The following is a 20,335-nucleotide window of genomic DNA, read 5'->3' as shown; positions in this document are numbered from 1 at the left end:
GCTGCGGCCCCGGTCGGGTACGACCGGGGCCCCTGGTTCGGCTGCGGCCGCGCCCCTCCCGGGCCGGGCGCGACAGGACCAGCGCTCCCGGTTCGGACAGGAACCAGTGCTTCTGGTTCAGGCGCGGAACCAGGGCTCCGCGTTCAGACACGGAACACCGCCGCGCGCTCGGCGCCTCGTTCGTCGAACGTGGCGCGCTCGGCGTCCCGTTCGACGAACGTCCGCTCCGGGCATCCGGCGGCCGTCCCGCCGCGTACGCCCACCACGTACACCCCGCCACGTACACCCCGCGGAGGTCCGTCCCGCGGAGGTCCGTCGCCGGTGGGGTGGCAGCCTTCACCAGGCGAGCTGTGCGATCTCCTCCGCCACCACCGCGCAGGCGTCCGCCGACGGATCGATCAGCGGGAAGTGACCGACGTCCGCGAGCAGGGTGAGCCCGACCGTCTCGCCGGCCTTCGCCGCCGCGTCGACGAAGGACTCCGCGACGGCCTGCGGCACCACGGTGTCCTCGCGCCCCTGGACGACGGCCGTGGCGATCCCGGTGGGCAGCAGCACGGCCGGATCCGCCAAGCCGGCGCGCGCCCCGGATTCCGCCCGTCCGCCGAGGAACTGGTCCACCGCGCCGCCGCAGACGTCCAGTTCGGCCGCCCGGCCCAGGTCGGCGATCGGCGCCAGCGCGACGACCCCGCGCAGCTCCGGGGCGGCCGGGAGCCGCCAGGCCGAGCCCGACGGCAGGACGTGCCGGGCGGCCGCCCACAGGGCGAGATGCCCGCCCGCGGAATGGCCGGTGAGGACCGTGCGCCGCGGGTCCGCCTGCGGCAGCGCCGCGCGGGCCAGTCCGGCCAGCGCGTCCATCGCGGCGGCGATGTCGTCGAGCGTCTCCGGCCAGCGCCCGGCGACCGGCCCGCCGGCTCCCTCCTCGCCCCGCGGCTGGGGCAGCGACGCGCCCCTGCGGTACTCCACGTTCGCCACGGCGAAACCGCGCCGCGCCAGGAAGTCCGCGAACGGGGTGACGTGCCGCCGGTCGTACGGCGCCCGCCACGCCCCTCCGTGCAGCACCACCACGAGCGGGGCGGCGTCCCGGCCGTCCCGCGGCGCGTAGAAGTCGACGACCTGGTCCGGGTGTTCGCCATAGGCCGCCGTGGCGTCCGGGGCGACGGCCGGATGCGACAGGGCCGAAGCCTCCTCGGCGGCGTCACGAGCGGCGGCGGGGTCCGGCATGCTGCTCCAACCTTTCGGTGCGGGGGCCGAGTCGGCCTGGCCAGCCGGGACGGTACCAGGCCGCCGGCCCCCGGTGATCAGCCGCTCGGCGGGGAGTGGACTCCGGCCAGTACGTCGGCGAGGGCCCGTGCCGCGCGTTCGGTGTCCGCGAAGCCGACGTACAGCGGGGTGAAGCCGAACCGCAGCACGTCCGGGCGGCGCAGGTCGCCGACCACACCGCGGGCGATCAGCGCCTCCATGACCGCGGGGGCGCGGGGGCAGGCCAGCGCCACCTGGCTGCCCCGCTCGGCGTGCGCGGCCGGGGTGAGCGGGGTGACCGCCCCCGGGGGCGCGTACGCCTCGACGCACTCGAGGAAGAAGTCGGTGAGGGCGAGGCTCTTGGCCCGTACCGCCTCCACCGTGACCCCGTCCCACACGTCGAGCGCCGCCTCGAGCGCCAGCATCGAGAGGATGTCGGGCGTACCGACCCGGCCGCGTACCGCGCCCTCGGCCGGCCGGTAGCCGCGGGTCATCCCGAACGGGTCGGCGTGCGAGTTCCAGCCGGGCAGCGGCGAGTCGAAGCGGTCCTGGTGGCGCTCGGCGACGTACAGGTACGCGGGCGAACCGGGCCCGCCGTTGAGGTACTTGTACGTACAGCCGACCGCGAGGTCCACCCCGTGCTCGTCGAGGCCCACGGGCAGGGCGCCCGCGCTGTGGCAGAGGTCCCAGACGGCGAGAGCGCCCCGGGAGTGCAGCGCCGCCGTGATCCCCGGCAGGTCGTGCAGGCGGCCGGTGCGGTAGTCGACGTGGTTGACGAGCGCGGCTGCCGTGCGCGGGCCCACCGCGTCCGGTACGCGGGCGGGGTCGACCACGACCAGCCGGTGGCCGGTCAGCCGTGCTGCCGACTCGGCGATGTAGCCGTCGGTGGGGAAGGTCGTGGCGTCGACCAGGATCTCGTCGCGGTCGTCCGGCGCCATCCGCACCGCCGCCACCACGGCCTTGAAGACGTTCACGCTGGTGGAGTCGCCGACGACGATCTGCCCCGGCCCGGCTCCGACGAGCGGGGCGATCCGGTCGCCGATCCGCTCCGGCGCCGTCCACCAGCCGCTCTCGTCCCAGGAGCGGATGCGCAGTTCGCCCCACTGCCTGCCGATGACGTCCGCCATCCGGTCCCGGACGTGCCGTGGCAGGGCGCCGAGGGAGTTGCCGTCCAGGTAGACCGTGCCGTCCTCGAGTGCGAACAGCTCCCGCCGCTTGCCGAGTTCGTCCGCCGCGTCCAGTTCCGCGGCCCGCTCGTCCAGTCTCGTCTCAGACATGGCTGCGCGCCGTCCACAGCTCGGGGAAGACGTTCTTGGCCGCCCGCTTCTCCAGCCAGGCGACGCCGGCGGAGCCACCGGTGCCGGCCTTGGCGCCCATGGCGCGCCGGGTGGCGACGAGGTGGTCGTTTCGCCAGCGCCACACCAGTTCGCCGACGTCGGTCAGCGCCTCGGCGAGGCGGACGAGTTCGGCGTCCTGGTCCTCGTTCGCGTAGACCTCCGCCCACACCCGCTCGACCTCGGGCGACGGCTCGTAACGCTGCGACGGGTCGCGGTCGAGGACGGACGGCGGAACGGGCAGCCCGCGGCGGGCGAGCAGGCGGAGCACCTCGTCGTAGAGGCTCGGTTCGTGCAGGGCCTTCTCCAGCTCGGCATGTACGCGCGGGGCACCGCGGTGCGGCACCAGCATGGACGCGGACTTCTCGCCGAGCAGGAACTCCATCCGCCGGTACATCGCGGACTGGAAGCCGGAGCCCTCGCCGAGGGCGTCGCGGTAGGAGTTGAACTGCACGGGGGTGAGCTGCGCGAGCGGCCGCCAGGAGGCGTTCAGCGCGTCCAGCTCCCGCACGGAGCGCTTCAGCGCGTCCTTCGCGACGGGCACCTCGTCACGGCGCAGGGCCCGGGAGGCGGTCTCCCACTCGTGGACGATGACGGTGAACCACAGCTCCATCACCTGGGTGGTCACCAGGAACACCATCTCCCCGGGATCGTCGGAGAGGGGGTGCTGGAGGTGGGTGAGGACGTCGGCCTTGACGTAGTCCTCGTACGGGGTCGTGCCCGCGAAGTCGAGGTTCGGGGTGACCGAACCCGCTCCGGAGGCATCGGGAAATTGCGACATTCGCCGTCTCCTGACACATGTATCCGGGTAGCGGTCCGCTCCTTCCGTTGCTGGTCTCGGAGCCCCGGTCCCCTCGCGCATCATAAGCACGTGCCCCACCGGTGACGCGAGGGGGCGGGCACCCTCTCGGGGCACCCGCCCCCCCTCGCACCGCGTCCGGTCCGGGCACCCGGTCAGTTCCTCATCGCGGACCCCGCCCCCGCACCGTGTCCGGCAAGGGGCGCCCGCCCGCCCGCGCGGCGTTCGGCCCTGCGGGGACGCTCACGCGGCGTTCGGTCCGGCGGGGACACCCACGCGGCGTTCGGCCCGGCGGGGACACCCACGCGCTCGTCACTGTCAGCCGAGGGTGTCGGCCGCCGTCCCGGACGAGTCGCGCAGGAACGCGGTACAGCGGTCGTACTCGTCCTGCTCACCGATCGCCTGCGCGGCGCGGGCGAGGCCGTGCAGGGCGCGCAGGAAACCGCGGTTGGGCTCGTGCTCCCACGGCACCGGGCCGTGGCCCTTCCATCCGCTGCGGCGCAGCGCGTCCAGGCCCCGGTGGTATCCCGTACGCGCGTACGCGTACGACTCGACGACCCGCCCGGCCTCGAAGGCGTCGTCGGCGAGCTGGGCCCACGCGAGCGAGGAGGTCGGGTACTTCGCGGCGACGTCGGCGGGAGCCGTGCCGCTCGCGAGCATCTCCCGCGGCTCGGGATCGTCGGGCAGGTGGGTGGGGGGCGGTCCCCCCAGCAGGTTCTCGTGGATGGCCATGGCTTCAGTGTCACAGGTCGCCGGCGGATACGCGGAGCCGGTGCCGATGTCGGCAGCGCCGTCCCGTCCCGGGGCGGGACGGGGCGGGACGGGCGCGGGCCCGCGGAGCCCGACGGCGGCACCCGGGCCACACGGCCGGTGCCGGGCGGACGGGACCTCTGCCCGTGGCGCCGGATCCGCGGAGCCGCTGCCGGTGGCGCCCGTGCCGATGTCGGCAGCGCCGTCCCGGGACGGGGCGGTTCGGGGCGGGTCGGGGCGGCCGGGCGCGGGCCCTCAGTCCGGGTGCTCGCCCGTGCTCCCGCCCGTGTTCCTCTCCGGGCCCCCGCTCGGGCTTCCGCCCGGGGGCTCGCCCGTCTGCCCCGACCGCCCCGGTTGCCCCGACCGGGCTCCGCGCCTCGGTCCACGCCTCGGTTCCAGCGGCGGCGCGCCGACGCCGCAGTGCACCCTGCACGTGGCGGGGCAGCGCCAGTCCACCGGACGCCGCACCATCACCCAGGCGAGTACCGCGCCCGCCACCAGGATCGCCGCGCACAGCGGCATCGCCCGGGCGAAGGCCGCCGCGAACTGCTCCGGCATCCGGTACGCCTCGGGCCCCATGCCGGCCAGCATCGGCAGCGCGGCCACCGCGAGCAGCCCCGCCGCACGGGCCGCCGCGTTGTTGACTCCGCTGGCGATCCCGGCCCGCGCGGTGTCCACGGACGCCAGCACGGTAGCCGTCAGCGGCGCCACCAGGGTCACCATGCCCAGGCCCAGGACCAGCAGCGCGGGCAGCACATCCACGGCGTACGAGGGGTCGGCGCCGACACGGAGCATCAGCAGCATCCCGGCCGCGCTCAGCAGCGGTCCGACCGTGAGCGGGATACGCGGGCCGATCCGCTCCCCCAGTTCCCCGGACCTCGCGGACAGCAGCAGCATCAGCACGGTGGTGGGCAGCAGGGCGGTGCCGGCGGCGAGGGCCGAGTAGCCCGAGACGACCTGGAGTTGCAGCGCGGTGAGGAAGAAGAACCCGCTGAAGCCCGCGTACACGCACACCGTGACCAGATTGACCGCGGTGAACAGCCGGGACCGGAAGATCGACACCGGCAGCATGGCATTCCTCCGGCGCCGTTCCAGCCGGACGAACGCGGCGCCCGTCAGGACGCCTGCGGCGCCGCTCCACCAGGAACCGTCGATCAGGGCGTAGGTGACCAGTGCGAGGCTCAGCGCCCCCAGCGCCGCGCCCAGGACGTCGAACCGGCCGTGCGCCGCGGGGTCGCGCGACTCGGGCACACGGCGCAGCGCGACGGGCACGCAGAGCGCGGCCAGCGGCACGTTCAGCAGGAAGATCCACCGCCAGCCCGGGCCGTCGACCAGCCAACCGCCGAGAAACGGTCCGGCCGCCGCGCCGACCCCGCCGAACCCGGACCACAGCCCCACGGCCCTGGCCCGGTCGCCGGGGTGGAAACTCGCCTGGATCAGCGCGAGCGACCCCGGGGTGAGCAGTGCCCCGCCGACACCCTGCAAGGCGCGGGCGGCGATCAGGACGGGGGCGTTCGGTGCCAGCCCGCAGGCCAGCGAAGCGGCCGCGAACCAGAGCACGCCGACCACGAACACCCGCCGGCGCCCGTACCGGTCCCCCAGCGCCCCGCCCAGCAGGATCAGCCCGGCGAGGGTCACCATGTAGGCGTTGACGGTCCACTGCAACTCGGCGAGGTCGGCGTCGAGGTCCTCACCGATGTGGGGAAGTGCGACGTTGACGACGGTGGAGTCGAGCAGCGCCATGCTGGACCCGAGGACGGTCGTCAGGACGATCCAGCGCCCGGGAGCCGAGGCGAGCTGATGTCCATGGGGCGAATCATTCCGCCCCCGGGTTCCCGTGGCGAGCCGGACGCCGGTCGCGGTCGCGCGCCCGGACGAGGGACCGGGGACCGTGTGGTTCACCACGGTCACGGCGTCCATCGGTCACGCGCCCGTACGCGTGACCCGGGCCGCGCCGGAGGGGCCCCGGGCTCCGGGCGGCGGGCGACCGGGCAGCGCAGGGCCGGCGGCCCCCTGCCGGCACACGACCGGCCAGGCGTGCGACCGGCCAGGCAGGCGACCCGGCAGCACACGACCCGGCAGCACACGACCGGCCAGACGCGGGCTCAGCCGGCACGGCCCCGGATGAGGCGGGGCGGGGCGGGGAGCCGTCAGCCCAGCCTGGTCAGGGCCCGTACCAGCGCGTCGGCGCCCGCCTCGGCCTTGGATCGGGGACAGCCCAGGTTGAGGCGGACGAAGCCCTCCGCCCCGTACACCGTTCCCGGCATGATCGCGACGCCTTCCCGCTCGACCAGCTCCCGCTGCAACGCCTCGTCGTCCACCCCGAGCGCCCGCAGGTCGATCCACGCCAGATACCCGGCCTGCGGCGGCTTCCAGCCGAGGGCCGGGAAGGCCGACCGAAGCCGCTCCTCCAGCATCGCCAGGTTCCCCGCCACATAGCCGCGGGCGGCGTCCAGCCAGTCGGCGCCGTGCCGGTAGGCGGCGATGTGCGCCGTCAGCGAGAGCACGGCCGGGGAGGCGAGGCCCTCGCCCGTCTCCATCCGCCGGATGAACGCCGCACGTTCCCCGGGGTCGCCGATGATGCCGTACGAACCCGTCAGGGCGGGGAAGTTGAACGCCTTGGACGCCGAGGTGACCACGGCCCAACGCTCCCCGTCGTCGGCGAAGCGGGTCCACGGCAGATGCCGGTGCCCGTCGTGCACGAAGTCCGCATGGATCTCGTCCGAGATCACGGCGGCCCCGTGCTGCCCCGCCAGCCGCGCGAACTCCTTCAACTCGTCCTCGGTCCACACCCGTCCGGTGGGGTTGTGGGGCGAGCAGAGGACCAGCACTTTGGTGTCGGTCCGGGCGAGCTCCCGCTCCAGACCGGCGCCGTCACCCGTCACGACGGGCCGGAGCCGCCTCCCGAGCCCGGTCACCGTTCTGCGGAAGCCGTCGTACGTGGGGGCGTGGACGACGACTCCGTCCCCCGGCCGAGTCCACATCCGCAGCAGCTGCGAGAGCTGGCTGAGCACCGAGGGCGCGTACACGATCCGCTCCGGATCGAGCGCGGTGGCGTACCGCCGGACGTACCAGTCGGATATCGCCTCGCGGAACGGTCCGAGCCGCCAGTCGGTGTACCCGAACACCCCGTGTGCGATGCGCTCGCGCAGCGCGTCCAGCACCGGTGGCGGTGAGGGGAAGTCCATGTCGGAGACGGTGAACGGCAGCAGTCCCGCCCTGCCGAACCGGTCGGCCGCGCCGTCCCACTGCACGCTGCCGGTACCGCGCCGGTCGACGGGTGTGTCGAAGTCGTAAGCGGCCTGGTGCTTCTGGTGCTTCTGGTGCGTCAACGGCCGATCCTTCCGGACAGGACGGAGGCCCGGCACCGTTCGCCGGTACCGGGCCTCACGTCGGATTCCGTCTCGTCCCGCCTACTTCAGCTTGTTGCCCGCGGCGCGCAGCACCTGGCAGGCCTCGAGAACACGCTTGGACATGCCGGCCTCGGCGGCCTTGCCCCAGGTGCGCGGGTCGTAGGTCTTCTTGGAGCCGACCTCGCCGTCGACCTTCAGCACGCCGTCGTAGTTCCGGAGCATATGGTCCGCGACGGGCCGGGTGAAGGCGTACTGGGTGTCGGTGTCGAGGTTCATCTTGACGACGCCGTTCTCCAGCGCGACCGCGATCTCCTCGGCCGTGGAGCCGGAGCCGCCGTGGAACACGAAGTCGAACGGCTCCGACTTGCCGTACTTGGCCGCGACACCCTCCTGGAGCTGCTTGAGCAGCTCGGGACGGAGCACGACGTTGCCCGGCTTGTAGACGCCGTGGACGTTGCCGAAGGACGCGGCGAGCAGGTAGCGGCCCTTGTCGCCCAGGCCCAGCGCCTCGGCGGTGCGGATGGCGTCCTCGACGGTGGTGTACAGCTCGTCGTTGATCTCGTGCGAGACACCGTCCTCCTCGCCACCGGTCGGGGTGATCTCGACCTCGAGGATGATCCTGGCGGCGGCCGCACGGGCCAGCAGCTCCTGGGCGACGGCCAGGTTGTCGGCGAGCGTCTCGGCGGAGCCGTCCCACATGTGGGACTGGAAGAGCGGGTTCTGCCCCTGGGCGACGCGCTGCTCGGAGACGGCCAGCAGCGGGCGGACATAGCCGTCCAGCTTGTCCTTCGGGCAGTGGTCGGTGTGCAGGGCGATGTTGACCGGGTACTTGTCCGCCACGATGTGCGCGAACTCGGCGAGGGCGACGGCGCCCGTCACCATGTCCTTGTCGTACTGGCCACCCAGGTACTCCGCACCACCGGTGGAGATCTGGACGATGCCGTCGCTCTCGGCCTCCGCGAAACCGCGCAGCGCAGCATGCAGGGTCTGGGACGAGGTGACGTTGATGGCCGGGTAGGCGAACCTGCCTGCCTTCGCCCGGTCGAGCATCTCGTTGTAGACCTCGGGGGTTGCGATGGGCATCTGTCCGCTCCTTGTGATGTGCGGTTTGTGTTGCTTGGCACCCTGACCTGGGGGCGACGTCATCGTCGCACCTATCCTTCCAGACGCCCATGGCGGCTCGGAGGACGAGGGGCGGGACGTTTCACGTGAAACACCCGCCGTCCACGGAAAGCGCAGGTCGGATCGGGCCGTCCGGATCAGTAGTCCGGAGGCCGAGCCCCACCCTGTTGGCCTGTAAATCGAAGGCGAACGGGGCTTCTCGACCTTGGACGCGTTCTATTTACGAATCAGGCGAGACCGAGGTCCGACAGTTCGAATCCGGTCAGATAGGGCAGCCCCGCCTCGGCGATCGCCCCGGCGGCACCGCGGTCCACGATCGTGGCCACGGCGACGACCTCGCCGCCGGCCTCACGCACGGCCTCGACGGCGGTGAGCGGCGAACCGCCGGTCGTGGAGGTGTCCTCGACCACGAGGCAGCGTCGGCCCTTCACGTCCGCGCCCTCGATACGCCGCTGCATCCCGTGCGTCTTCTGGGCCTTCCGCACGACGAAGGCGTCCAGACGCCCGCCGCGGGCCGCGGAGGCGTGCAGCATCGCGGATGCGACGGGGTCGGCGCCCAGTGTCAGACCGCCGACGCAGTCGAAGTCCAACTCCCCGGTCAGATCCAGCATGACCCGGCCGACCATCGGCGCCGCCTCGCCGTCCAGCGTGATCCGGCGAAGGTCGATGTAGTAGTCGGCCTCACGCCCCGAGGAGAGGATCACCCTGCCGTGCACCACGGCCTTGTCCTTGATCTGCTGGAGCAGCTCAGCACGTACGTCAGTCATGGCCACGAGCTTAGGGCGTGCTGCGGGAGTCCCGCCCGGCCGGCGACGTCCGGCAGGCACTCCCCCGCAGTGCTTCGGCCACGGGAGGCGCCCCTGCGCGGTGCCGGGGCCCGGGAAGTGCCCCGGCGCGGCCTCGGCGGCAAGGGCGGTGGCCCCACGCGGCGTCGCCGGTCGTCGGTGCGGCACACCGTCTTCTCCGCCTGCCCCGCCGCCCGTACCGGAGCACCCGACGCCCCTCGTTCGGGAGAACCACGCCCCTCGTTCGGGAGCGCCCGAAGCCCCTCGTACCGGAGCACCCGACGGGGTCACGCCATACGGGTGCACTCCGGGAAGCCGTCCCGGCCCTGCAGGCGGGCGGCCCCCTCTGCGAGCGGGGTCCCAGCTAGTGCCACGTCAGGCAGGGTCTGCCCGTCAGCGGCGGCGCGGTGCGGCGTCCGGTGCGGCGTCCGCGGTGGATCGCAAGGCGCCGGATCGGCCTCGAAGTGGGCCTACCCGGTTGACTCGGCAACGCGGCGAGTCGCCGTGCCGGGCGTCGCGACGGGGCGAACGTCGCCTGACGTGGCACTACGGCGTACGCCACGACCAGGTCGTCGAGATCTCGAGCGGATCGATCGGCGTGACCAGACGCGGTTGCGTGTTGAGGCCGTTCGGCGGGCCGGACTGCGGCTCGACGCAGACCGCCTCCTCCTGCTCGTCGTAGACGACCACCCACTCGGTACGGCTCTTCACCGTCAGCTCCAGTCGCTCCGGCCAGGTGAGGGTGACGTCGACGCCGTCCTCCATGCCGAAGCAGTCGTCCCAGGGGCCGGGCTTCGGCCCGATCCGCCGGCCGGTGGGCAGGTAGTCGGGGCCCCGCTCCTCCTGCCAGTCGGGGATGAAGTCGAGCCGGGCGCCCTTCCCGTCGGGAAAGGCGTGGCGCAGGAACCACGGGTGCCAGCCCGCCTGGGCGGGGAAGGAGTCGTCGTACGTCTCTACGCCGAGCTGGAGTGTCAGCGAGTCCTCGCTCAGCTCGAACGTCTGGGTGACGAGCCCCGTGTACGGCCAGGGTTCGCCGAGTTCGTAGGTGAAGACGGCCTCGGTGGGCCCGGTCCGAACGGTGCGCCACGCGGTGTCCCGACCGGTGCCGTGGATGGCGTGCGGCGGGGCGTTGACGGGCAGCCGGTGCTCCACCCCACCGTTACGGAAGCGGCCGTTCCCGGTGCGGCCGCACCAGGGAACCATCGGGAAGCAGCCGTATCGCTCGCCCTGCCGCAGCAGCTCGGTGCCCGCGACACGGAAGCTGCTGATCCGGCAGCCGTTGCCCGGAGTGACCGTCAACTCGACGTCGCCGGCGATCAGCCGGACGTTCTCTTCGCTACTCACACCCCGACCCTACTGTCGGGCGGCCCGGGGCGCCGCGCTCGTATAGGCCGCTTGAGGGGTCGCCGGCTACCTGCGGCGGCGCAGTGCGCGTCCCACCACCACGGCGGAGGCGATGGCGAGCGCGGCGGCGGGGGCGACCCAGCGCAGGGCGCCGCCCGCCGAGGCGGACCGGGGTGCGGGGACGGGGGCGTACCGGCCGCGCGGCGGCGCGTGGTCCACCTCCTCCGCGCTGCGGCCGATCATGGTCCGGCGGGCGTGGGCCGCTTCGGCGGGCGGTCCGCCGTCCTCGCCGAACACCTCGTCGGCCAACGGGTCCAGTGACGACGGGGGCACATCGACCTCGAACAGGGGCGCCCCCTGGTCCTCGTCGCCGTCCGCCGGGCCCCCGGGCGCACCGTTCTCACCGGTCGACGGCGCCGAGGGGCCGGTGCGCGATGCGGAAGTCCCCTCCCCGGCCGCGGCGTCCGGCCCTCCGGAAGCGCCGCCGGAACCGCCCGGAGCAGCGCCCTGATCCGCACCCTGGCCCGCGCCCTGATCCGCGCTCTGGCCCGCGCCCTGGCCCGCACCCTGGTCCGGGCTCTCGTCAGCAGCGACGCGCCGGTCCGCGCCGCCTTCCCCGCCCCGCTCCGCGCCGGCGGCATCCGCGGCGGCTCCGCCCCCGGGTGCCTGCCGGCCGGCCCCGGTGCCGCTGTCCGCTCTCCCCGCCGCGCCGGGGTCCGCCGCGGGTGCGGCGGCGCCGCCGGAACCGCCCGGAGCAGCGCCCTCGTCCACGCCCCCCGCGCTCCCGTCACCGCCCTCGGCGGTCGCGTCGCCCCCACCCCCCGCCGCTGCCTCGGCGGTGCCGTCGGCGGCCTCGCGCTCCTCGTCCTCCGCCGCGGCGGCCAGGGACGCGGCGAACCGGTCGAGCAGGCGGGTGGCGGACTTCTCGGCGGCGTCGGGAGCCGCCTCGGCGAGACGGCCGTCCGCATGGGCCGTTCCGGTGAAGGAGAGCGTGGTACCGCCCTCGGTGTCGGTGAGCAGCGCGGTCAGCGCCACCTTGACCGAGCCGTGGCCCCGGACTTCCGTGCCCTCCCCTTCGGCCGTGAAGCCGCCGTCCCGTCGGGTGACACGGAGCGCGCCCCGGTAGGTGATCGTGTGGCCGCCCACCCGGACCTTCAGCCGGCCCGCGAGCGGGCCCGCCGACGCGTCGGCATCCCGCTGGAGGCCCGGTACGCACCGGGCGACCCGCGCGGGGTCGGCCAGCGTCCGCCGAAGCCTGTCTGCCGGTACCGGAACGAACACCTCATGCTCCATGGAAGCCGAGCCTACTCAGCGTCGGCCCGCCGGGGGCCGTTCTGCGCGGAACCCGCACGCCCCACGGCGCTCACTCGGCGTACCGCGGGCGCAGCAGTGTCGACGGCGGCACCCCCCGAGGCCGCTGCTCCTCGACGCCGAGCACCCCGGGTCCCGGGTCCGGCGGGGGGCCCGTGTCCGCGGGGACGGCGAGGACGAAGCCGCGGTCGGGGCGGCCCTGAGCACGGTACGGCCGGGTCGCGAACCCCGCCGCCCGGATCGTGGACTCGACCGTCCAGTAGGCGTGCGGGCGCTCCCCGACCGGCCCGGCGTGCACGGCGAGCCTTCCGCCGTCCGCGAGGACCCCGGCGGCGAGGCCGTAGAACTCCTGGGAGTACAGCTTGGCGCTCGGTGTGACGCCCGGGTCGGGGAGGTCCGCGACCACCACGTCGTACTCCCGGCGGGGCGCGGACGCGCCCCGCAGCCAGCGGAACGCGTCCGCGTGCACGACCCTCAGCCGCGGATCCCGGTACACCTGGCCGTTCAGCGCGGCCAGCGCCGGATCCGTACGCGCCAGCCGCACCATCCCCGGGTCGAGTTCGACCACCGTCACCGAACGCACCCCCGGGTGGCGCAGCACCTCGCGCGCCGCCAGCCCGTCGCCGCCGCCGAGGACCAGGACGTGCGCGTGCGGGCCCTGACGCAGCGCGGGACGCACCAGGTCCCGATGGTGCCGGTCATCATCGCCCCCGCCCATCTGGAGCCGGCCGTCCAGGAACAGGTCGACCGGCCCGTCCTCCGGACCGGTGAGCACGACCTCCTGCACCCCGGTGTGCACGGCCACCCGCACCGGCTGGCCGTACACGGCCCGACGCGCCGCCGCCTCGAAGTCGCCGACCAGCGCCATCGCGGTGGTCAGCACCGCCAGGACCGTCAGGTTCGCCCCCAGCAGCCACCACCGCGCCCGCGGCGACATGTCCCGCCGGAACAGCCACAGCACCAGCGCCCCGCCCGCCACGGCGTTCACCGCGCCCGTGAGCAGGGCGCCGGTCAGCTGGCCGAGCCACGGCAGCAGCATGAAGGGGAAGGCGAGACCGCCGACGAGCGCGCCCACGTAGTCCGCGGCGAAGAGGTCCGCGACCGTGCCCGCGGCGTCCTCCTCGCGCCGTCCGCCGCGCCGGGACGCCCGCTGGATCAGGCTCATCAGCAGCGGGATCTCCGCGCCGATCAGCACCCCGATCGCGAGTGAGAAGGCCACCAGGGCGTACCGGGCCTCACCGAGCCAGGCGAAGGCCGCGTACAGCACCAGGGCCGAGCAGCCGCCGACCAGTGCGAGCGCCGCCTCCACCAGTCCGAAGCCGACGGCGGCGTGGCAGCGCAGCCGCTTGGCGAGCAGCGAGCCGATGCCCATCGCGAAGACCATGACGGAGAGCACGACGGACGCCTGGGTGACGGAGTCACCGATCAGATAGGAGGCGAGGGCGACGAGTTCGAGCTCGTACACCAGGCCGCAGGCGGCGCAGACGAAGACCACCAGGAGGACGAGGAACCGGCCCGCGTCCGGCCGGACGGGCGGCGGCGGCCGCACCCCGCCCCGCGCCGGTGCTGACACAGACTGGTCGATCATGCCGTAACGCTACGTCACACATCCATCCCCAAGCGTCACCCACACGGGTGCGACTACCCCGAAATGCCGCGACGGTGAAGGGGGTCAGCGCGGGACGGGCAGTCGGGCGCCCACATGGGTGCGGGTCACCACCAACCGACCCTCCTGGGGGTAGGCGTGCCAGGTCCGCCAGCGCATCTGGCCCCCGACCTGCTGGGCGACCATCGCCGTGAAGGCGTGCGGCGAGCCGGGGAACGTGCCGGCCAGCCCGTGCGGATGGTCCGCCACCAGCGCCAGCAGCTCCTGCGCCCGGACCGCGAAAGAGCGCTCGGACAGCGTCTCCACCCGCGCGGCGAACTCGTACTCCCAGTCCCCGAGCCTCCGCGCCACGCCCAGCGGCAGCGGGGTGCTGCGGCCGGGCATGCACGCCACCGTCTCGGAGCAGCTGCCGGGCTCCCCTTCGAGCAGCACCTGGTGCGAGGCGCCCAGAAGTCTCAACTGCAGCCTGGCGCCCGCCAGTTCCAGATCGAGTTCGGCGAGCGCGGGCAGCGGCTCCCGACCCAGCGCCCAGGCCAGATCGGCTGCGCGGGTGTCGGTGTAGGAGGTCTTCAGGGTCGTGAGCATGGGTCGGCTCCGCAATACACGCGTGACGGGTGGACCGGGGCGCCCCGGGGGCAGCACAGGGAGGGTGGGGGATCTGCCGACTCGGGTCCACAGGCGGTCCGAGGGCTGGATGTTCTCAACAGCGAGGGAACCATGAAGTGCACGGCGTCCACAGCGCTTTTACCCAACTTGACGTGCATTACATCCCCTGGGGGGCCTCACGGTTCAACTGTTCAACGGAAACCCACGAAGCAAGTGCACGACCGCGGCGGATTAGTGCATCGGACGTCAACAGGAAGGCGCCCGGCGGAAGTTCGATCCGTCCGAGCGCCCCCGGTCCCGGCCGGCCGGCCGACCGGCTGCCCAGCGGCCCGGCCGACCGGCTGACCGACTGACCGGCCGGCTCCTCAGCCGCCACCGGGGCGGCCCACACGGCCCTCAGCCGCCGCGCACACGGCCGTCAGCTGCCGCCACCGCAGCCGCCCCCACCGCCACCGCCGCCACCACCACCACACGATGAACCTCCACCACAGGACGAACCCCCGCCGCCGGAGGCACCCCCACCGCAGGAGACACCCGCGCCGGAGGAGGAGCCACCGCCTCCGCGGCCCGCCCACCAGCTGCGGCCGCTGCGGGCGCTCGCGCCGCTGCGGCGCGAGCGGCCCACTCGCCTGCCGCCGACCGCGGCCAGCGCGAGCCCGATGGCCACGATGACCGCTGTGCCGATCACGATCTCGATCATTGACCTCACCTGCCTTCATCCCCCGAAGCGAGGCTGCTTCCGGCTGCCTGGGGAATGCCCGGGACCCTCCCGGCCCAAAGCAGACTTGAGCGATTCCAGAGGTTCCGCGCAGGATGGCGGGCATGACAGCTCCAGGACGCGCACCGGGCCCCCGGCCGCTGCTCAACCGCCGCCTCGCCGAGTTCGGCACGACGATCTTCGCCGAGATGTCCGCGCTGGCCGTGCGCACCGGCTCCATCAACCTCGGCCAGGGATTCCCGGACACGGACGGCCCCGAGGAGGTGCGGGAGGCGGCGGTGCGCGCGCTGCGTGACGGCCGCGGCAACCAGTACCCGCCCGGCCCGGGTGTGCCCGAGCTGCGCGCCGCGATCGCCGCCCACCAGCGGGACCGCTACGGCCTCGGGTTCGACCCCGACACCGAGGTGCTGGTCACGGCGGGCGCCACCGAGGCCATCGCCGCCGCACTGCTCGCCCTCGTCGAGCCCGGTGACGAGGTCGTCGCCCTGGAGCCGTACTACGACTCGTACGCCGCCTGCATCGCCATGGCGGGCGGCACACGTGTACCCGTCACGCTCCGGCCCCGTGAGGGCGCCTACGTCCTGGACCCGGACGAGCTGCGCGGCGCCGTCACCGACCGCACCCGCGTCATCCTGCTGAACACCCCGCACAACCCGACCGGTACGGTCCTCGGCCGCGAGGAGCTGGCGGCCGTGGCGGAGCTGGCGGCCGAGCGCGACCTGCTGGTCGTCACCGACGAGGTCTACGAGCACCTGGTCTTCGACGGCGAGCACACGCCGATCGCGACCCTCCCCGGGATGCGCGAACGCACCGTGACCATCGGCTCGGCCGGCAAGACGTTCTCGTTCACCGGCTGGAAGGTCGGCTGGGTCACCGGTTCCAGGGAGCTGGTGGCCGCGGTCCGCTCGGCGAAGCAGTACCTGACGTACGTGGCCTCCGGCCCCTTCCAGTACGCGGTCGCGGAGGCCCTGCGCCTGCCGGCCGGCTACTTCGAGGAGTTCCGCGCCGATATGCGGGCCAAGCGGGACCTGCTCGCGGACGGTCTGGAGCAGGCGGGCTTCAGGGTGTTCCGGCCGGCGGGCACGTACTTCATCACCACGGACATCCGCCCCCTCGGCGAGAGCGACGGCTTCGCCTTCTGCCGCGCCCTCCCCGAACGGGCGGGTGTCGTCGCCATCCCGAACGCGGTCTTCTACGACCACCGCGAGCAGGGCGCACCCTTCGTGCGGTTCGCCTTCTGCAAGCGGAAGGCGGTGCTGGAGGAGGCCGTCGCACGGCTCAAGACACTGGGCTCATAGCGGCCGGGCCCGGGTGGCCGGGCTGTTCGGTGTCCTTCGGGTGCCGCGGGGAGGCGTCCACCAGGATCACGGTCGAGGTCTCCGAGCTGACCACACATCAGCGGAGGCTGGATGCACGGCATCGTGGCCCAAGGCAACACGGTGGCGCTCCCGGCACCGCAGCCGTCCGTGCTGAGGGACGCACGCCGGGACGCGGACACGCGTGACACCGATGGCGTGGGGACACAGGCGAGCCCAGAGACGCCGGAGATGCCGGTGTGAGCGACGACTCCGGTTGAGTTCGCCGCGGCCGGAGCACATGGCAGAGGCTGTCGACCGGGTTCAGGACAGCCCGGTCCTCGGGACCGTGGTCGTGGGCAGGCACATGACGACCCGACCGCCGACGGAGATCGAACCCGCCCTGAGCAGCCTCCCCCCGCGGTCAGCTGCCTTTGCCGGACGGATACGGAGCCGGCCGCGGCGGCACTGCGGCTCGCTCCTGATGGGGTCGACGGGTCCGGGCCCCCGGCCGTGCATCTGGTAACCGGCCCGCCCGGCCTGGGCAAGAAGGAGCTCGTGCTGCAGGCCGCCCACCGCGCTCGGGCGGAGCCCGGCCGGTTCTCCGGCGGGGCCTCTTCACCAACCTGCACGGTTGAGCGCCGGGTTCCGCGCAGCGGATCGGTCCGGGCGGCACTCGCCTCCCTGCTGACCGCGTTCGGTGTACGAAGTGCCGGTGAAGACGGCCCGGGAGGCGGCGTCGAAGCACAGCGCCGGACCCGTTCAGGGTCTTGAGCCGGAGAAGACCCTTCCGGCTGCCCGCGCGACCGCCTCCGGTGGCGGAGCACGGCCCGACCGCACCGGGAGTCCTTCGTCAGCGCACGTCCGCCTCGGGCTCCGGAAGCGGGAGTTCGTCGAGGTCGAGGGTGAAGGTGCGGCCGTCGGCCAGGGGGATGGGGAGCTTGCCCGTACCGTACTTGTGGGTGTGGGCCGCGATGTAACCGGTGGCGGTCGGCTGGGTGTGGAGGACGACTTCCCGGGCGTAGGGGTCCACGACCAGGTAGATCGGGATGCCGTACCGTCCGTATTTGGCGGTGCAGTCGTCGTAGTCCTTGCGCGCGGAGGAGGTCGAGACGACCTCGGAGATCAGCAGGACGTCCTCGAAGCCGTAGCGCTTGCCCTCCCGGCGGGCGTCCTCGCGGAGGATCACCAGATCGGGGGCGGAGTTCTCGTCGGCGGGGAAGTCGATGCAGACGTCCGAGGCGGTCTTCGCATGGCGCCCGAGGGACACGACCGTGTCGTACTGCATCGACTTGATCGTGCTGGAGTGCTCGAAGCTCTGCGGAGTCATGATCACCTTTCCGTCGGCTCCGAACAGGACCGTGTACCCCTTGGGGAACTGTGTGTGCACGATCGCGTCGACGCTCATGGACGGCTCCTTCCCGCGTGTGGCCAGGATACGACGGACAGTGCCACGTCACCGAGACCGGTAGTACGGCAGTGAGACCCGCCTGGACGGTTCTGCGGCCGCCTCGACGGCGGTCCTGGAAATCCCCCGGTAGGGACCTGCTCGCGGACGGTCTGGAGCAGGCGGGCTTCAAGGTGTTCCGGCCGGCGGGCACGTACTTCATCACCACGGACATCCGCCCCCTCGGCGAGAGCGACGGCTTCGCCATCTGCCGCGCCCTCCCCGAACGGGCGGGTGTCGTCGCCATCCCGAACGCGGTCTTCTACGACCACCGCGAGCAGGGCGCACCCTTCGTGCGGTTCGCCTTCTGCAAGCGGAAGGCGGTGCTGGAGGAGGCCGTCGCACGGCTGACGGGACTGGCGACGGCCTGACCGTCCGCCGTCACGGCGACACGCCCGCCCCGGCGGGCAGGGCGGGGACGATCCACCCGGGCGGCTGCCCAGGGGTCGCGCCCCCCGCGCGCACCGCCGAGGGTCGGGGTGACCGCACATGCGCGCGCACGGAGGTGCCCCCTGTTCGCCGAGACCTTCGACAAGGCAGCGTCCACCGGTGGCCGGGCCGTGTCCCGCCCGCGCGCGGCGCTCCACCGGGCGGCGCCCGCCCTGGGGCTGTTCGCGGCGGCCCGGCTGACCGGTATGGCCGTGGTGTCCCTGTGGGCCTGGCACATCGGCCGCTCCCCACGGGCGCTGCTGGCCACCTCGTGGGACTCCCGGTGGTACGTCGGCATCGCCACGCAGGGCTACGGCCGCACGGTCTACTGGCCGGACGGCGCCGTCCAGTCCGATCTCGCCTTCTTCCCGCTCTACCCGGGGCTGATCCGTGCCGTCGTGTCCGTGCTGCCGGTCACCGGCGGCACCGCGGGGCTGCTGCTGTCGTGGGCGGCCGCGGGAGCGGCGGCATGGGGCGTCTACGCGGTCGTCGAACGGCTCCACGGCCGCCGGCTCGCCACCCTCGTCGTGCTGCTGTGGGGACTGCTGCCGCACGCGGTCGTCCTGTCCATGGCCTACACCGAGCCGCTGCTGACCGCGTTCGCCGCCTGGTCGCTGTACGCGCTGGTGTCCGGCCGCTGGCTGTGGGCCGGAGCGCTGGCCGGCCTCGCCGGCCTGACCCGGCCCAACGGGATCGCGGTCGCCGCGGCCGTCTGCGCGGTGGCCGGCTGTGAGCTGTGGCGGCGGCGGGGCACGAAGGGCGGCCGGGCGCCCGTCTGGGCCGCCGCCGCGCTGGCGCCCGCCGGCTGGCTGGGCTACGTGCTGTGGGTCGGGGTGCGCAGGGGCGATGTGCCGGGCGGCTACTTCGCCGTGCAGCGCGGCTGGACCTCACGGTTCGACCTGGGTCTCGGGTCGCTGAGGGTGATCCGGGGCATGGTGACCGGTCCGACGTTCCTCGGGTTCCCGATGGCGCTGCTGATCGCGGGCGCCGGGGTCCTGCTGTTCGTCCTCCTCCTGCTGGACCGGCCGCCCCTGGCGCTCGTGATGTACACCGGGGTGCTGGTGCTCATCACGGTCGGCGGCTCGGGCTTCTTCGAGTCCAAGCCGCGCTTCCTGCTGCCGGCGTTCCCGCTGCTGCTGCCTCTGGCGGCCGCGCTGGCGAAGGCCCGTCCCAGGGCGGCGGTCGCGGTGATCGCCGCCCTGGCCGGGCTTTCGTTCTGCTACGGGACGTATCTGACCGTCGCCCCGATGGCGCTGTGAGCCCCGGGCGGGGCCCTCCGCACCCGGCACCCTCCGCGCCGGGTGCGGAGGGTGCCGGGCGCCGGGCGCCGGGTGCCGGGTGCGGAGGGTGCCGGGGCCGGTGGACGGCCCGCGCGGTGCACTCCCGGCGCCCACCCGGACGCCCATGCGGGACGCTCATACGGGTGTCCACACGGTCATCCCAGGCGCCTCGGGTGCCATGGCCGTCGAGCACCTCGGGACGTCGGGCCGGGCGGGGCCGGCTCCAGGTATCCACCGGATTCCCGGGGCATCCACCGGTGTCCGGGGGCGGCCCACGGATGCCACGCGCTCCGTCAGGCAGCCCAGGCGGCCCTCAGGCGCCCTCAGGCGTCGGCGGCGGGCTTCCCGTCCGCGGACTCCCCGGCCGGGGCGAGGCCGAGCTGCTCCACCAGCCACTTGTCGAACTCGATGGCCGCGCGCACCCAGCTGACCGTCGAGGACACGAAGTGCTCGAGGCTGACGCCGGTACCGATCAGCATCTGGGCCTCGCCGATGAGGCGGACGGTCGTGGGCTGCCCCTCCTCCTCGTGGGTGTGCGTGTAGACCTTCGGCCACAGCGTGCGGCGGTTCCAGTCGTCGACGGCGTCGAGGACCCGGGCCTTGTCCTCCAGCGCGTGCGGACGGTCGTAGAACGTCCGCACCGAGAAGACCTGCTGCTCGTTCTCGCCGCGGAACATGAAGTACGTGCGGAACTCCTCCCACGGCGCCGCGAGGTCACCCTCGTCGTCGACGACGTACTTCAGCTCCATCTGGTCGAGGAGCTGCTTGACCAGGTCCTGGTCGGGGACGACCGGGCCCGCCGGTCCTGACGCAGCCTGGGGCTGGGGCTGCCCCCCGAAGTTCGGAATCGAGGACGGGTCGATGCTCACCGGGTGTTTTCCCTTCGTACGGATGCGGCCATCCTCTCCCATCCCGGG

Annotated in this window: 17 protein-coding genes and 1 pseudogene; 3 read left to right on the top strand and 15 right to left on the bottom strand. The window is 73.6% G+C overall.

Going from position 1 to position 20,335, the window contains the following annotated elements; genetic code table 11:
• Window positions 1-336: 336 nt before the first annotated feature.
• The 13 genes from DDQ41_RS17085 to DDQ41_RS17025 form a co-directional block, all read right to left on the bottom strand.
• Entirely contained in the window at window positions 337-1,221 is an 885-nt protein-coding gene (locus DDQ41_RS17085) for an alpha/beta hydrolase (RefSeq protein ID WP_109295273.1), read from the bottom strand.
• 77 nt (window positions 1,222-1,298) lie between these two features.
• Complete coding sequence (gene kynU, locus DDQ41_RS17080; RefSeq protein ID WP_109295272.1) at window positions 1,299-2,516, bottom strand: kynureninase; 1,218 nt, start codon at window positions 2,514-2,516, stop codon at window positions 1,299-1,301.
• On the bottom strand, window positions 2,509-3,354 hold the full coding sequence (locus DDQ41_RS17075) for a tryptophan 2,3-dioxygenase (RefSeq protein WP_109295271.1): 846 nt from the start codon (window positions 3,352-3,354) through the stop codon (window positions 2,509-2,511). The genes kynU and DDQ41_RS17075 overlap by 8 nt, the downstream gene beginning before the upstream one ends.
• A gap of 336 nt (window positions 3,355-3,690) precedes the next feature.
• Window positions 3,691-4,104 (bottom strand): DUF3151 domain-containing protein, encoded by a 414-nt coding sequence (locus DDQ41_RS17070; RefSeq protein WP_109295270.1) that lies wholly within the window; start codon window positions 4,102-4,104, stop codon window positions 3,691-3,693.
• A 273-nt stretch (window positions 4,105-4,377) separates the two neighbouring features.
• Window positions 4,378-6,042, bottom strand: a complete 1,665-nt coding sequence (locus tag DDQ41_RS17065; protein WP_262508483.1) for an MFS transporter — start codon at window positions 6,040-6,042, stop codon at window positions 4,378-4,380.
• A 230-nt stretch (window positions 6,043-6,272) separates the two neighbouring features.
• Complete coding sequence (locus DDQ41_RS17060) at window positions 6,273-7,454, bottom strand: MalY/PatB family protein (RefSeq protein ID WP_109295269.1); 1,182 nt, start codon at window positions 7,452-7,454, stop codon at window positions 6,273-6,275.
• An 81-nt stretch (window positions 7,455-7,535) separates the two neighbouring features.
• On the bottom strand, window positions 7,536-8,558 hold the full coding sequence (gene fbaA, locus DDQ41_RS17055) for a class II fructose-bisphosphate aldolase (protein WP_109295268.1): 1,023 nt from the start codon (window positions 8,556-8,558) through the stop codon (window positions 7,536-7,538).
• Window positions 8,559-8,824: 266 nt separating this feature from the next.
• Window positions 8,825-9,364: an orotate phosphoribosyltransferase gene (gene pyrE, locus DDQ41_RS17050; RefSeq protein WP_109295267.1), complete on the bottom strand. Its 540-nt coding sequence runs from the start codon at window positions 9,362-9,364 to the stop codon at window positions 8,825-8,827.
• Between the two features lie 564 nt (window positions 9,365-9,928).
• A complete protein-coding gene (locus DDQ41_RS17045) occupies window positions 9,929-10,726 on the bottom strand; it encodes an aldose epimerase family protein (RefSeq protein WP_109295266.1) in 798 nt (265 codons plus the stop codon).
• 66 nt (window positions 10,727-10,792) lie between these two features.
• Window positions 10,793-12,019 carry an SRPBCC family protein gene (locus DDQ41_RS17040; RefSeq protein ID WP_174720294.1) on the bottom strand — a complete coding sequence of 409 codons (1,227 nt, stop codon included), beginning with the start codon at window positions 12,017-12,019 and terminating at the stop codon, window positions 10,793-10,795.
• A 70-nt stretch (window positions 12,020-12,089) separates the two neighbouring features.
• The gene (locus DDQ41_RS17035; protein ID WP_109295264.1) at window positions 12,090-13,625 is read right to left on the bottom strand and encodes a polyamine aminopropyltransferase; all 1,536 of its coding nucleotides are present in this window, start codon (window positions 13,623-13,625) and stop codon (window positions 12,090-12,092) included.
• Between the two features lie 84 nt (window positions 13,626-13,709).
• Window positions 13,710-14,228 carry a DUF2617 family protein gene (locus tag DDQ41_RS17030; protein WP_109295263.1) on the bottom strand — a complete coding sequence of 173 codons (519 nt, stop codon included), beginning with the start codon at window positions 14,226-14,228 and terminating at the stop codon, window positions 13,710-13,712.
• Window positions 14,229-14,667: 439 nt separating this feature from the next.
• Window positions 14,668-14,949, bottom strand: a complete 282-nt coding sequence (locus tag DDQ41_RS17025) for a hypothetical protein (protein WP_217364440.1) — start codon at window positions 14,947-14,949, stop codon at window positions 14,668-14,670.
• 122 nt (window positions 14,950-15,071) lie between these two features.
• Here DDQ41_RS17025 and DDQ41_RS17020 point away from each other — a divergent pair, with 122 nt between their 5' ends.
• Complete coding sequence (locus DDQ41_RS17020) at window positions 15,072-16,265, top strand: pyridoxal phosphate-dependent aminotransferase (protein WP_109295261.1); 1,194 nt, start codon at window positions 15,072-15,074, stop codon at window positions 16,263-16,265.
• 850 nt (window positions 16,266-17,115) lie between these two features.
• On the opposite strand, the gene DDQ41_RS17010 is transcribed toward DDQ41_RS17020, so the two are convergent.
• Window positions 17,116-17,670 (bottom strand): Uma2 family endonuclease, encoded by a 555-nt coding sequence (locus tag DDQ41_RS17010; RefSeq protein ID WP_109295259.1) that lies wholly within the window; start codon window positions 17,668-17,670, stop codon window positions 17,116-17,118.
• Between the two features lie 131 nt (window positions 17,671-17,801).
• Between DDQ41_RS17010 and DDQ41_RS17005 the strand changes: the two are divergent.
• A pseudogene (locus DDQ41_RS17005) lies at window positions 17,802-18,080 on the top strand (aminotransferase class I/II-fold pyridoxal phosphate-dependent enzyme); the annotation flags it as partial.
• 189 nt (window positions 18,081-18,269) lie between these two features.
• The gene (locus tag DDQ41_RS17000) at window positions 18,270-19,397 is read left to right on the top strand and encodes a glycosyltransferase family 39 protein (RefSeq protein ID WP_109297779.1); all 1,128 of its coding nucleotides are present in this window, start codon (window positions 18,270-18,272) and stop codon (window positions 19,395-19,397) included.
• A 344-nt stretch (window positions 19,398-19,741) separates the two neighbouring features.
• Here the strand turns inward: DDQ41_RS17000 and DDQ41_RS16995 are convergent, their stop codons facing one another.
• Window positions 19,742-20,287, bottom strand: coding sequence for a type III secretion system chaperone family protein (locus tag DDQ41_RS16995; RefSeq protein WP_109295258.1), 546 nt, complete (start codon window positions 20,285-20,287; stop codon window positions 19,742-19,744).
• Between the last annotated feature and the right edge of the window lie 48 nt (window positions 20,288-20,335).

It is taken from the genome of Streptomyces spongiicola (assembly GCF_003122365.1).
GTDB classification, from domain to species: Bacteria; Actinomycetota; Actinomycetes; order Streptomycetales; family Streptomycetaceae; genus Streptomyces; species Streptomyces spongiicola.
The sequence above is the reverse complement of the archived record's forward strand: the minus strand, read 5'-3'. Positions and strand labels throughout refer to the sequence as shown.

What these genes read in the sequence shown, in the direction of transcription:
- DDQ41_RS17085 (WP_109295273.1), bottom strand. Translation starts at nt 1,221, where the DNA reads ATGCCGGACCCCGCCGCCGCTCGTGACGCCGCCGAGGAGGCTTCGGCC.
- kynU (WP_109295272.1), bottom strand. Translation starts at nt 2,516, where the DNA reads ATGTCTGAGACGAGACTGGACGAGCGGGCCGCGGAACTGGACGCGGCG.
- DDQ41_RS17075 (WP_109295271.1), bottom strand. Translation starts at nt 3,354, where the DNA reads ATGTCGCAATTTCCCGATGCCTCCGGAGCGGGTTCGGTCACCCCGAAC.
- DDQ41_RS17070 (WP_109295270.1), bottom strand. Translation starts at nt 4,104, where the DNA reads ATGGCCATCCACGAGAACCTGCTGGGGGGACCGCCCCCCACCCACCTG.
- DDQ41_RS17065 (WP_262508483.1), bottom strand. Translation starts at nt 6,042, where the DNA reads ATGGACGCCGTGACCGTGGTGAACCACACGGTCCCCGGTCCCTCGTCC.
- fbaA (WP_109295268.1), bottom strand. Translation starts at nt 8,558, where the DNA reads ATGCCCATCGCAACCCCCGAGGTCTACAACGAGATGCTCGACCGGGCG.
- pyrE (WP_109295267.1), bottom strand. Translation starts at nt 9,364, where the DNA reads ATGACTGACGTACGTGCTGAGCTGCTCCAGCAGATCAAGGACAAGGCC.
- DDQ41_RS17040 (WP_174720294.1), bottom strand. Translation starts at nt 12,019, where the DNA reads ATGGAGCATGAGGTGTTCGTTCCGGTACCGGCAGACAGGCTTCGGCGG.
- DDQ41_RS17035 (WP_109295264.1), bottom strand. Translation starts at nt 13,625, where the DNA reads ATGATCGACCAGTCTGTGTCAGCACCGGCGCGGGGCGGGGTGCGGCCG.
- DDQ41_RS17030 (WP_109295263.1), bottom strand. Translation starts at nt 14,228, where the DNA reads ATGCTCACGACCCTGAAGACCTCCTACACCGACACCCGCGCAGCCGAT.
- DDQ41_RS17025 (WP_217364440.1), bottom strand. Translation starts at nt 14,949, where the DNA reads ATGATCGAGATCGTGATCGGCACAGCGGTCATCGTGGCCATCGGGCTC.
- DDQ41_RS17020 (WP_109295261.1), top strand. Translation starts at nt 15,072, where the DNA reads ATGACAGCTCCAGGACGCGCACCGGGCCCCCGGCCGCTGCTCAACCGC.
- DDQ41_RS17010 (WP_109295259.1), bottom strand. Translation starts at nt 17,670, where the DNA reads ATGAGCGTCGACGCGATCGTGCACACACAGTTCCCCAAGGGGTACACG.